This is a genomic window from Candidatus Microthrix subdominans (genome assembly GCA_016719385.1).
Classification (GTDB): domain Bacteria; phylum Actinomycetota; class Acidimicrobiia; order Acidimicrobiales; family Microtrichaceae; genus Microthrix; species Microthrix subdominans.
In genome coordinates this window covers 73370-85989 of the sequence record JADJZA010000010.1, presented here as the reverse complement: position 1 = coordinate 85989, position 12620 = coordinate 73370, and the positions used below count along the sequence as shown (strand labels likewise).

Sequence of the window (12620 nt, the reverse complement as noted above, 5' to 3'; positions counted from 1 at the left end):
GGCTCGGGTCCCAGGCGGTAGCGTGGCCGGGGAACATCGAAATTCGGAAAGGTCACCGTGAGCGACGAGAACCGTGCACCGACAGACCGCTCTGCAGCGGAAAGCACCGTGCCCGAGGGCATCGATGCGGCTGCGGTGGAGGCCTGGATGGCTGAGCACATCGAGGGGCTCACCCCGCCGCTCGCCTTCTCGCTGATCACCGGCGGTCATTCCAACCTGACCTACTCGGTCACCGATGCTGCCGACGGGCACTGGGTGTTGCGCCGACCGCCCCTGGGCCAGGTGCTGGCCACCGCCCACGACATGGGACGCGAGCACCGGATCATCTCGGCGCTCGCCCCGACCGACGTGCCCGTCCCCGGCATCGTCGGCCTCAGCGCTGACGACTCGGTCAACGGCGCTCCCTTCTACGTCATGGACTACGTCGACGGCGTCGTCGCCCGCGACGAGGCGACCGCCACGAACCTGACACCCGATCAGCGCGCCCGGGCGGGCGCCTCCCTGGTCGAGGTGCTGCACCGCATCCACTCGGTCGACATCGACGCCGTGGGCCTCGGGGACCTCGGCCGTCGGGAGGGCTACCTCGAACGTCAGCTGAAGCGGTGGAACGGCCAGTTCGAACAGAGCCGCACCCAGGTCGCCGAGGGTGCGCTGCCCGACCTGGGTGCCCTGCACGACCGGCTGGCCCTGGCGGTGCCGCCCCAGCAACAGGACTCGATCGTCCACGGCGACTACCGCCTGGACAACTGCATGCTCGGCCCCGACGGTTCGGTGATCGCCGTGCTCGACTGGGAGATCTGCACGTTGGGCGACCCCCTCGCCGACGTCGGCCTGCTGATGTGTTACTGGCCCGACCCGGGGGATGCGGCCGCGCTTCCCCCAGGTGTCGACGGTGTCCCTGCCCGGGTTTCCCCGACGGGCGGATCTGCTGGCGGCCTACGCCAAGCGGTCCAGCCTCGACCTGTCGGGCATCGACTACTACATCGCCTTCGGCTATTGGAAGCTCGCCTGCATCATCGCCGGCGTGTACGCCAGGTACGCCGGCGGCGCCATGGGCGACGCCGGCCGGGAAGGGGCCGAAGGGTTCCGAACCATGATCGAAGGCATCGAGAAGCTGGCGTATCAATCCCTGGAATCCTCATCGCTGGAGGCGTCATCATGAGTGAACTGGTGGAAATCCTCCTTCGACCGGAGTTGAACGACCCGACCCTGATCATCGCGCTCGATGGTTGGATCGATGCCGGGGGTGCGGCCGACACCGCCGCCGAGGTCATGTCCGACCAGGCAAGCGTGTCAACGCTCGCCACCTTCTCCTCCGATGAACTGCTCGATTACCGGGCCCGCCGCCCCACGATGCACCTGCTCGCCGGGGTGGTCACCGACCTGGACTGGCCCAAGCTGGAGCTGCGCGGCGGCACCGACGCCGCCGGCAACGACGTGCTGTTCCTCACCGGGGCCGAGCCCGACCGCCTGTGGCGCTCGTTCATCGCCACGACGGTCGAGCTGGCGCTCAGCTTCGACGTCAAGCGCGTGATCGGCTTGGGTGCCTACCCGGCACCGGTGCCCCACACCCGTGCCAGCCGGCTCAGCATCACCACCTCCTCGCAGGACGTCTCCGACACGCTCCCCGGGCTTCAGCGCGGCACCCTCGAGGTGCCCGCCGGCGTGTTCGCCGCACTCGACGAGGAGTTCAACGCGTCGGGTATCCCGTCGTTCGGGCTGTGGGCCCAGGTACCCCACTACGCCTCCAACCTGCCCTCACCGGCGGCGGCGAGGGCACTGGTCGAGGGTGTGATGGAGTACGCGGGTCTCAGCTTCACGCTCGAGGGCCTCGGGGGCGAGGTGAAGGCCAGCCGTCTGCGCTTGGATGCCCTGCTGGAGTCGAACCCCGAGCATCAGCCCCTGGTCGAGCAGTTGGAACAGGCGTGGGACGAGGGTCAAAGCGCCGATGCCGCGTTCACGTCGCTCGACGGTCCGCTGCCCTCCGGCGAGGAACTGGCCGCCGAGTTTCAGGAGTTTCTGCGCGACCGCGACCCCGAGGACCCCCCCCCCCGGCCCCCCCCCCCCCCCCCCCCCCCCCCCCCCCCGCCCCCCCCCCCCCCCCCCCCCCCCCCCCCCCCCCCCCCCCCCCCCCCCCCCCCCCCCCCCCCCCCCCCCCCCCCCCCCCCCCCCCCCCCCCCCCCCCCCCCCCTGAGCCCCCCAGGCAAGGGCGGGTGACCGGATCGTCCCGAACCGCAGCGTCGGAGCGCTTGGCGTCGATCAGGCCTGTCAGGAGGGACGCCGCGCCGATCGATAACACCGGCAGAGCCGTCACATTGAACCTCGGGTTGCCGTAACTCGCCGCAGCGCTCACGCAGACCATCACCAACGGTGCCGCCACGATGAGCCACTCCCAACCCCACGACCGGCGCCTGCCCAGTCGCACCAGGCCGATGGCCCCGACCACGGCCAGCACGGCGTCGAGCGGGCGGCTCACCACCTGCCACCCGTAGCGACGGGTCTCGTCCGCGTCACGGCGGGCGAGATCCCGCGGATCCCAGGCTGCCCACACCCGGGACGTTCGCGCCGCCAACACGAGCGGCACGCCGGACAGGTGAGTCCTGACGTAGTCGGTGGCTCGCGTGCGTTGGGCGTCGGCCACCTCCACCTCCGGCTCCCCTCCGGTGGGTGTGGCGTCCACGACGCACGGGAAGCTCCAGCTGCCCAGATCGGGTCCGCCGAAGGTGGCGTCGCAGTTCGACCCCGCCAACGCACTGCTCGGCGAAATGGTCGACACGGCGTAGGTGCCGACCGCCCGATGGTTGCGCCACATCCATGGCCCCACGACAGCCACCACCACCAGCACCACCAGCGCAGCCGCAGACAGCCTGGCTCCCATCCCCGTGCCGGCGCTCGCCAACACCGCTGGAAGGGCGACGAGCACCACGATCAGCGCAAGATCCTGGCGGGTCAGAACGGCCACACCGCACACCGCACCGAGGGCGATCACCGATGTCCAGCCGATCCCCTTGGTCAGCACCCGGTGCGCCAGCACCAGCGCCGCCAACACCAAGGGCACCGTGAGGTTCTCGCTCATCGTCGAGGAGTCGGCGGCAACGAGCGTCGGGCTCAGCGCCACCGCTCCGGCTGCGAGCAGCCCAACCCGTGCGTCAGCGAGTGCGCGACCCAGGATGGCGACCAGCACCACCGTGACGACCCCGGGTACCACCCCGGCCATGCGAACCGCCGTTGCGCCCGGGCCGAACATCCACTGCCAGAGCGCCTGATACGCCGGGTACACGGGCGGAAAAGCGGCCGTCGGGGTCAGCTCGCCCTCGAACAGCGACGTCGGCACCACATATCCCGTCCCCGCCAGGATCGAGCCGCCCTGCAACTGGTACCAGATGGCGTCCAGGCCCGAGCGGACCGGACCGAGCACCCACAGCACATAGGCCACCCGGGCGGCAACCGCCACGGTCGAGATGAGGGCGAGGCTCAGCGCCCACCCACGCGGGCTCTCCCACGCACGCGCGTTCGGCGTGACCGACGGGCGCTCGGGCGAATGCGATTCTCGGTTCACGGCTGTTCGACCAACGCTCACGACTCGCCGCTGACGACCTGAAGGCCGACGACCGAAACGACCAGCGTCGACAGAAAAAACATCCGCCAGAACGTGACCGGTTCGTTGAACAACACGATCCCGGCGATGACCGTGCCGATGGCGCCGATCGCTCCCCACACCGCATAGGCGCCAGGCTCGCCCCCCCCGCCAGCCCCCTCGCCCCCATCGCCTGGAACAGCAAGGCCGGTCTCGAACACCCGCCGTTGAAAAGTTGCCCATGGTGAGGCTTAAGGGTAGGTCTTGCCCTTGCGGGGTCCGGAGACCGGCGCCCAGTCGGCGGGCGGCTCCTCGGCGGTTGTGGGGAATTCCTCGAAGTTGGTCACCCCGGTTTCGGCATCGAACACGTGGGGCTCGTCGTCGGGCCACTCACCAGGCAGATAGCGCTTGCCGCCGTCGGAGTAGCGCCAACCACCCTTGCCTTCCTTGCCCCCCTCGTCGGGTGCGATCACGTCGGGGTCCCACGAGATCTCGGTCATGTCGTCGAGGGCCACGTAGTCGGTGTTGGGGAAGAAGCCCCGGTTGCCGAAGCTGATCTGCGGGGCGATCGGCGATCCGGCCAGGATCGGTGCCGTGAAGAGCGCGTCGCGGAAGTGTTCGGCGGTCAGGTCGGGCCCGGCGCCCTGGAGCCCACCGAACAACACCTGCAGGTTGGGCACGGTCAGCAGGGCGGCGGCGCCGCCCGGCGGCTCGGTGCCGAAGTACCACTTGTGCAGGCCGATCGGGGTGCCGATTCCGCCGTCGACCCGGGGGAACAGGCTGGTGGGGCCGAAGGCGCGGGCCCACTGGTCCTGGTCGTAGGTGCGGCTGAACACGTTGTTCTCCACCAGCGAGGACCCGCTGGTGATCCACTCCGGGTGGTAATCCTGCTCGGACGCGATGCGGGTCAGCGTCTGGGGGGCGATCGGGTCGCCCACGAACACGATCGAGGTGATGCCCTCGCTCTTGAACTGGCTGAGCATGGCCCGGCCGGTGGTGCCGAGCGCGAGCGGGTCGTCGTAGCGCTGAATGTTGGCCAGCTCGGCGCCGTAGTCCTCGGCCAGGATGCTGGTGAACATCTCGATGGGGGCGTCGTTCTGCTCGGTCCCCTCGGCGGCGATCATGGCTATCTTGCGGGGCTTGTCCTTCAGCGGGCCGCCCGCCCACTTGGCCGGGCGGTCGATGAGCCGCTTGCCCAGGTACTCGGCGACGAGCACCAGGTTCTGGGTCGGCGTCTTCTGCACGCCCCACTGGTACGGGTCACGCTCTCCGTAGAACTCGTCGTCGCCGGTGGAGGTGCAGCCCATACACACGATGCCGTTGGCCGAGATCGTGTCTGCGAAGGCGTTGGACAGCTGGGGCCCGTTGATCACGGCGAACGGTTTGATGTCGCGGGCGATCGTCTCGGCATCGGCGGTGGCGGCCACCGAGTCCTGGATGTTGCCGGTGGCGATGTAGGGGATGATCTCCACCTCGCGACCATAGAACTCGTAGTAGGAGGCAAAGATCTCGTTGAAGTTGTCGTAGGCCTTCTCGGCCTCGCCCGGCTTGGTCTCCAGGCCGATCTGCCCGTAGATGAACTCGAGGATCGGGTCGTTGGGCTGGTTGAGGTAGGCGACCACCTTGATCTTCTCTGCGGTCACCCCGGTTGCGGTGGCGCCGCCGTTGTCGCCCGAGAACTTGGCGAAGCAGTTCTGCTGCGGAGCGAGCGGCAGGGCGAGCGTGCCGGTGGCCGGATCGCAGCGATCACCGAAGTCGTAGTCGTCCAGGGTGCCCTTGGCCTTGGCCTGCTCAAAGGTCATCACCCCCGGCGGCAGCTCGATCTCGGTCGTGTCGCCGGCCCCGCGTTCGGGCGCACTCGACGGTCCGGTCGCCCGGGCGTCGGCGATCGGCTCGGCGACCAACACGACGCCGACGAGGAGCGCGATCGCCCCCAGGATGGCAACCATGGGGCCCCAGCGGGCGATCGGGCCGGGCCCCTCCGTACGATCTCCACTCACGACAACCCTCCTGCATCGGTCGCTTGCACGCGGGGCCCCGACCGGGCCACCAACTCGGCGCTGCTTCCCAGGTAGCTGGCCACGACCATGGGATGGCCGAGCACCTCGGCCGGTCGGCCCTCGGCGATCACCCGGCCGGTTTCCAGGGCGACCAGGCGGTCGGCAACCTGGGCCAACAGGCCCATGTCGTGCTCGACGATCACCATGGCGCAGCCCAGCTCGTTTCGCAGCCGGAGGAGCAATGGGCCCAGTGCCTCGGTCTCTCGCTGCGCGATGCCCGACGAGGGCTCGTCCAACAGGACCACCTTGGGCCGCTGGGCGACGACGGCGGCCAGGTCGACGATGCGGCGGGAGCCGGTCGACAGCTCGCCGACGAACTTGTTGCGATAGTCGCCCAGACCGAAGCGCTCGATCAACACGTCGGTATCCCGGCGCACCTTCCACTCCGACATCACCAACGGCGGAGTTCGCAGCACCGCGTCGGCGGTCGAACGGACCTCCACCCAGCGCTCGTGGGCCAGCGCCAGCGCCTCGGCGACGGTGAGGCCCGGGAACAGTCGGGCGTCCTGAAAGGACCGCCCCAGGCCGGCCCAGGCCCGGCGGGCGACCGGGGCGCCGGTCAGCTCGACCTCGCCGAGCGTGATCGTGCCCGCTTCGGTGGGGACGAAGCCCGAGATCGCATCGAGCACGGTCGTTTTGCCTGCGCCGTTGGGGCCGATCAGCCCAACGATCTCGCCCGGTACGACGCTGAGCGACACGCCGTCGACCGCGCGGACCCCCCCGAAGCGACACACCAGATCGGTCGCCCGAAGCGCCGGGCTCTGCGGTGAGCGGGGCGGGGACGAGACACGGGGTACGGCGGGCTCGGTGTGCTCGGTGTGCTCGGTGTGCTCGGCGGGTTCGGCACCGAGAAACACCGAGCGCAACAGGTCGGGGCGCTTCAACAGCTCGGCGGTCGGCCCGGTGAAGCGCAGCTGGCCCTTCTCCATGAACAGTGCCCGGTCGGCCAGGGTCAACGCCACGTTGACCGACTGCTCGACCAGGATGACCGTCGTGCCGGACGCAGCGACGTCGCGTACCAGAGCGACCAGCTCCTCGACGACGACCGGTGCCAGGCCGAGGGACAGTTCGTCGATCATCAACAGCCGAGGTCGGGCCAACAGTGCCATCGCCAGGGCGAGCTGTTGTTGTTGCCCACCGGACAGGTTGGCGGCCGGCTCGCCCATCCGCTCGCCGAGCACGGGGAACGGTGCGCACACCTCTTCGATGCGCCGGGCCGACTCGCCCGGCTTCCGGCGCAACATCCAGCCGGCGGTGCGCAGGTTGTCGGCAACGCTCAGTGACGGGAACGTTCCCTTGCCCCCCGGCATTTCGCCCAGGCCCAGCTGCGCAATCTCCTGGGGTGGGGCGTGGGTGATGTCGCGCCCATCGAAGACGACCGCGCCACGATGGGCGTGCACCGAGCCGGCGATCGCCCCGAGCAGGGTGGACTTGCCGGCGCCGTTGGTGCCGAGCAGCGCCACCACCTCGCCCTCGGCCACCTCCATCGACAGGCCGGTCAGCACCCGCAGGTTGTCGTAGCTGACGTGCAGGTCGCGCACGACGAGCAACTTGGCCCGTCCAGACGCCCGTTCGCTGGCGTCCTCGGCCCGGGCCAGCGACCCGACCCACACATCGGCTATGTCGCCCTGGATCGTGGCGGACACGGTCGACACGATCAGCCCGCCGATGACGAGCACCGGCGCCATCACCAACATGCCCACCCGGGCGTCGAACCGGTCGGTCACCCAGCCGATCAGCGGCAGCACCAACAGCCCAGGTATTGCCCAATAGCTGGCGATGGCGAAGCCGACCGCCCGCGCCCTGGCCGGGATGGCCACCGACAGGCTGGCCAACAGCCCGGGGAGGATGATCGCCAAACATGAGGTAAGCGCAATGTTGGCGACGACGGTCAGCCACACGGTGGGCGCCAGTGCAAACGCCGCCGCAAACACGCCGGCGGCGATGGCGACCACCCGCAGAAACTTGAACACGAGGGCCGGGTCCCGCAGGAACAACTTGGTGCCCATCGCTGCGCCCATCGCCAGGCCGATGAACTGGAACGGTTCGACCGAGGCCGCCAGATAGCCCCGCTGCAGCTCGTCGAGGTTGTAGGTCTGCTCGTACATGATGCCTGCCAGGCTGACGAAGCCGATCAGCGACACCGACAGGAACGGCACCGAGTACCACAGCCGCCGCAGCGACGGAATCTCGTTGCACAGCCGGAAGGCCTCCTCGAAGGACGCCTTGGGTTCGGCGAGCGCGATCATCTCGGCGTCGCCGCCCGCAGCCTTGCGCTCCTGGCCGCCACGCACCGGCTCGCGCAACCGAAACGCTGCGATGGCGAAGATCACCGTCGGGATGAAGAACACGAAAAACGGGGTGCGCCAGCTGCCGGTGGCGGCGGCCAGCCCGCCGGCGAGGAGGGGCCCGGCAAACTGTCCGAGCACGTTGGCGCCGCGGTGGATCGAGAACACCGACGACCGCCGGTCGACCGCGTAGTAGTCGGCGAGCAGCGAGTTGTGGGTCGGGTCGACCGTCGCCCGGCCAATGCCGGCGCCCGAGCGGGCGATCACCAGCATCACAGCACCGACCGCCAGGCCGGTGAACAGCGAGAACACGCCCCAACACAGCGCACCGGCGATGACGATCGGCACCCTCGGGTAGCGGTCGGCCGCCACGGCGATCGGCAGTTGCAACAGAAATGCCACCAGCAGGCTGAGGGCCACCACCGACAGGATGCCGGCGTTGGACATGTGAAGGTCGTCGCGAATGTTGGGGATGAGGATGCCAAAGCCGGTGCGGTCCAGTTCATCGACCGCGTTGAGGCCAAACAGGATGACGAGCGCGTTGAGCGGTCCGTCGCCGACCGCCCGGCGCAGGCCCTGAATGGGGTGGCGCAGCGACGGCCCCCAGCGCGACGGCTGGACGACCGTGCTGACCGACTCGCCGAGCAGCGATGCCCACCCCACATCCTCGGCGCCAGCGTTGGCGGTCGCGGCTTCGGGCTGACCGCTCATGGGGACACCTCGGCGGGCTCGGGCTCAGGCTCGGGCTCGGCCTCAGGTTCCGGGGCTGATTCGGTTTCGACGGGGTGCTCAAGGGCGTCGGGGTCGCCCAGCTCGGACAACGACGGCACGATGATGCCCCGCCGGCGGGCCAGGTTGGCCAACAACAGGTCGCGCCAGCGCACCAGCGCCCCGCCCACCCCATCGGGCATCACCAGCAGCACGATCAGCGCGCCCGTCGCGGTGGCAAACAGGTTCCACGGCGGCGGGAGCAGCCAACCGGTGCCCCGCAGAATGAAGGCCCCGATCACCGCACCCGGAAGGCTGGCCAGGCCACCGACGACGACGCCGATGAAGGTGGCCACGCTCTCCTCGGGCAAGAACAGCGCCTGCTTGAACGCCCCCTGATGCAACGTGTACACCGCACCGGCGGCGCCGGCGATCGCCCCGGACAGGCCGAAGGCCGCCAGCTTGGCCTGGGTCACCCCCACCCCGTAAGCCCGGGTGGCATCCTCGTTCTCCCGGATGGCGATCAGCACGCGGCCCGAGCGGGAGCGCCGCAACGCGGACGCCGCCAGCAGGGAGAGCACCAACAAGCCGAGCGCCAGCAGGTACAGCTGGGCGGGGGTCTCCATCGGGATCCGCCCCAACAACGGTGGCCGGTTGCCGGCGAAGGAGGCGGTCGGGATCCAGTCGACGTAGCCGTTGTCGAACACACCGTTGGAAAAGGCGAGCGCCAGGGCCAGCGTGGTGACCGCCAGGTACACCCCTCGGATCCGCAGCGCCGGAAGGCCGACGACGACCGCAGCGGCGGCGCCCCCGAGCGCTCCCAGGCCGATGGCGAGCAGCGGATCGACGGCGTGGTTCTGGGTGGCCCAGGCGAACACGGCCCCGCCCATACCGGCAAAGGCCATCTGCCCCAGGCTGAGCTGACCGGCCCAGCCGGACAGGATCACCAGCGATACGCCGATGCTGGCGACGACGAGCACCGCTCCCAGCTTCAACATGGCGCCGGTCGACAACACGAGTGGAAACGCGGTGAGCGCCGCCAACCCGGCGACGATCAGCCCCAGCCGCACCGCAGCGACCTCCCACCGGCCGGCCAGCTCGGCCGGGATCGGGCGAACGTCGGAGGCCAGCTTCCACGACGACGTGTCGTCGCGGGCCGCCCGTGTGATGCCCCGGCGCTGCAGCAACAGGGCGCCGATGATGATCGCCGCCAACAGCGGTGCCACCAAGGCCCCGTCGCCGGTTTGAAACCGCACCGCCAACTCGAGGACGCCAAGCACGATCGAGGACGACACGATCACACCCAGGTGCGTCATGCGGCCCAGCACCAGCGCGGCGATCGCCCGCAGCAACAGGCCCAGGCTGGTGCCGTAGCCGACGCCCAGCCCCCCGGTGCCGGCGGTGAAGAACAACGCAGCGAAGGCCCCGACGGTGACGATCGTCCAGATGAGGCTGTGCAGCCGCTTCACCGGAACACCCAGCGTGAGCGCACGAGCGGTCCGGTCGGCCGACGCCCGCACCGCCACCCCGAGGGCAGTTCGGTTGAGGCAGAGCACGAGGACGACGAGCATCACCGGCACGAGCACCAACGCCATCAGGTCGAAACCGTCGAAGATCGTGCCGCCGATCTCGATCGATGCTTCGAATGGCACAGGCAGCGTCCGCACCGACGGCGACGCCCCCCAGGCCCGGGGCAGGATCAGCGCGCCGAAGCCCAACAGCTGGGCCAGGCCGATCGTCGCCACCGTGAGCAACACGCGGGGCGCCTCGAAGAACCGTCGGATGATCAGCCCCTCGACCACCACGCCCAACACGACCGCTGCGGCCAGTCCGGCGGCGCCGCAGGCCCAGTAGTTCCAGCCCCATTGATCGGCGAGCAACACCGCCAGGGTGGCCGGGACGATGCCCAGGTCGCCGGTGGCGAAGTTGATCACCCGGTTGGCCCGCCACACGAGCGCCAAGCCCACCGCGGCGAGCGACGCGATCAACCCGGCCAGCGCCCCGGCAGCGAACGTTCCCAAAGGGACGGGCAGCAACACCAATTGGGCGACGAGCAGGGCCGCAGGGGCGGCGTAGGGGGTCAGGCAACGGCGCCACTCAGCCCCGTCGTACCCTCCGGCTGAGGCGATTCGCGGCCCCCCGCCAGCAGCGCTCTGCCCCCCGGCTACCACCTCGCCCAGCCCCCATCGTCGAGTGTTGTGGCACTGTACACAAACGCCTCACAGCGCCGGGCGACGATGTCTCGCCGGTCGACGACGGCCCGGACACGCTACGCCGGGTCGACCAGCTCGAGCTCGTCGTTCTCCCAGCGGGACTGGGCCAGGGAACGCTGCAACTTGCCCGAGCTGGTCTTGGGCACCGACCCTTTGGCCACCATGACCACCTGGCGCGGCGGCACTCCGATGTCGCGGGTGACCGTGTCGGCGAGTTCGCTGCGGACCGCCTCGGCATCAGCGTCGCCCAGCTCGGCGACGATGACAATCGATTGGGCACCGGCCCGCCCGTCCACCCCGAAGGCGATCACGTTGCCCGGCCGAACGCCGGCGACGGCCGATGCCGAACGCTCGATGTCCTGGGGATAGATGTTGCGACCACCGACGATGATCACGTCCTTGATGCGCCCGCAGATGACCAGGTCGCCATCGAGCAGGTAGGCCAGGTCACCGGTGCGCAACCAACCGTCGCGAAGCAGCTCGGCGGTCGCCTCCGGGTTCTTGTAGTAGCCGGGCGTCACCGAAGTACCCCGGATCAACAGCTCGCCGACCTCGCGGTCGCTCCGTGGGGCCCCGGTCTTCGGATCGACGACGCGCATCTCGAGGCCGGGCACCGGTTGGCCGAGCAGGGCCAGCTCCCGGGTGTCGGGTACATCATCAACAAGCTGGGGGTCGACCGGGACGGCGAGGTGGTCGTGCTCGAGCGCCCGGGCGTCGACGACGTCGGTGCGGAACCCGTCCCAGCGCTGGGAGAAGGACCCGCCGATGCCAAGCTCGGCCATGCCGAAGGCGGGGAAGGCCGCGCCCGGTCGAAGCCCGAAGCGCTCGCCGGCGGTCATGAACCGGCGGAAGACCTCGGCGTCGATCGGCTCGGCGCCGTTGAGCAACACCTCGAGCGAAGACAGGTCGAGGTCCTCGGCCCGGCGCAGCGCACGGGCGGCGAGCGCATAGGCAAAGTTGGGGCCGGCGGTCATCGTGCCGCCATGATCGGAAATCCACTGCATCCAGCGGGACGGTCGGGACAAGAAGTCTTGCGGGGCGGCCTGCACCAGGTTGCGCCCGGTGGTCATCGGGATCGTCAACAGGCCGACCAGGCCCATGTCGTGGTACAGCGGCAGCCACGAGACGAAGGTCTCGTCGTCGATCAGGCCGCCCGCCTCGCAGCAGGCGTCGAGGTTGGCGCAGATCGTCCGGTGGGGCAGCATCACGCCCTTGGGCTCGGCGGTCGATCCGGAGGTGAACTGCAGCACCGCCAGGGCGTCGGGGTCCTCCGGGGGTCGGATCCAGTCTGCGGGATCGACCTCGGCCGACTCGGTGACCAGCTCCTGCAGCACAGCGAAGGGCGGGTCGTCGTCGGTGCGTTCGACAAAGGGGGCGAGCTGGTCGTCGATCAGCACCAGGGAGCAGTCGGCGGCGGCGATGCGACTGCGGGTCTGGTCGACGAACGCTTCGATCGATCCGAGGCGCATCGGCAGGGGCAGCATCACCAGGCATCCACCGGTCAGCCAGGTGGCCTGGATGGCGGTGATCAGGGGCCGGGTGGTGGGCCCCAGGATGGCCACGTGGGTTCCGGGCGTCACACCACGTGCCTGCAGCACCGCCGCCAGCGAGCGGGCGGCGGCGTGGGTCTCCCCCCAGGTCGTCGTGTCGTATCCCTCGGGGGTGGCCAGGGTCAGCGTCGCCCCGCTGCGGGCGGCTCGCTCGATTCTTCCGATCAGGGTGTGCACGCCGATGAGACCCGACCGAGCGGCCACCGGTTACACCGGCCGGGCGG

6 protein-coding genes are annotated in these 12620 nt (G+C 69.9%); 1 reads left to right on the top strand and 5 read right to left on the bottom strand.

Translation table 11 applies throughout. From position 1 onward, the window contains the following. Positions 1 to 57 precede the first annotated feature (57 nt). On the top strand, positions 58 to 2217 hold the full coding sequence (locus IPN02_17840; protein MBK9298647.1) for a phosphotransferase: 2160 nt from the start codon (positions 58 to 60) through the stop codon (positions 2215 to 2217). Between the two features lie 1359 nt (positions 2218 to 3576). On the opposite strand, the gene IPN02_17835 is transcribed toward IPN02_17840, so the two are convergent. The 5 genes from IPN02_17835 to IPN02_17815 form a co-directional block, all read right to left on the bottom strand. Beyond that, the gene (locus IPN02_17835) at positions 3577 to 3798 is read right to left on the bottom strand and encodes a hypothetical protein (protein ID MBK9298646.1); all 222 of its coding nucleotides are present in this window, start codon (positions 3796 to 3798) and stop codon (positions 3577 to 3579) included. 30 nt (positions 3799 to 3828) lie between these two features. Beyond that, positions 3829 to 5577, bottom strand: a complete 1749-nt coding sequence (locus IPN02_17830; GenBank protein MBK9298645.1) for a hypothetical protein — start codon at positions 5575 to 5577, stop codon at positions 3829 to 3831. Next, on the bottom strand, positions 5574 to 8636 hold the full coding sequence (locus tag IPN02_17825) for an MFS transporter (GenBank protein MBK9298644.1): 3063 nt from the start codon (positions 8634 to 8636) through the stop codon (positions 5574 to 5576). The genes IPN02_17830 and IPN02_17825 overlap by 4 nt, the downstream gene beginning before the upstream one ends. After that, entirely contained in the window at positions 8633 to 10669 is a 2037-nt protein-coding gene (locus IPN02_17820) for a hypothetical protein (GenBank protein MBK9298643.1), read from the bottom strand. Before IPN02_17820 ends, IPN02_17825 begins: the two co-directional genes overlap by 4 nt. Before the next feature lie 233 nt (positions 10670 to 10902). After that, on the bottom strand, positions 10903 to 12573 hold the full coding sequence (locus IPN02_17815) for an AMP-binding protein (protein MBK9298642.1): 1671 nt from the start codon (positions 12571 to 12573) through the stop codon (positions 10903 to 10905). Positions 12574 to 12620: the final 47 nt, after the last annotated feature.

What these genes read in the sequence shown, in the direction of transcription:
- IPN02_17825 (MBK9298644.1), bottom strand. Translation starts at nt 8,636, where the DNA reads ATGAGCGGTCAGCCCGAAGCCGCGACCGCCAACGCTGGCGCCGAGGAT.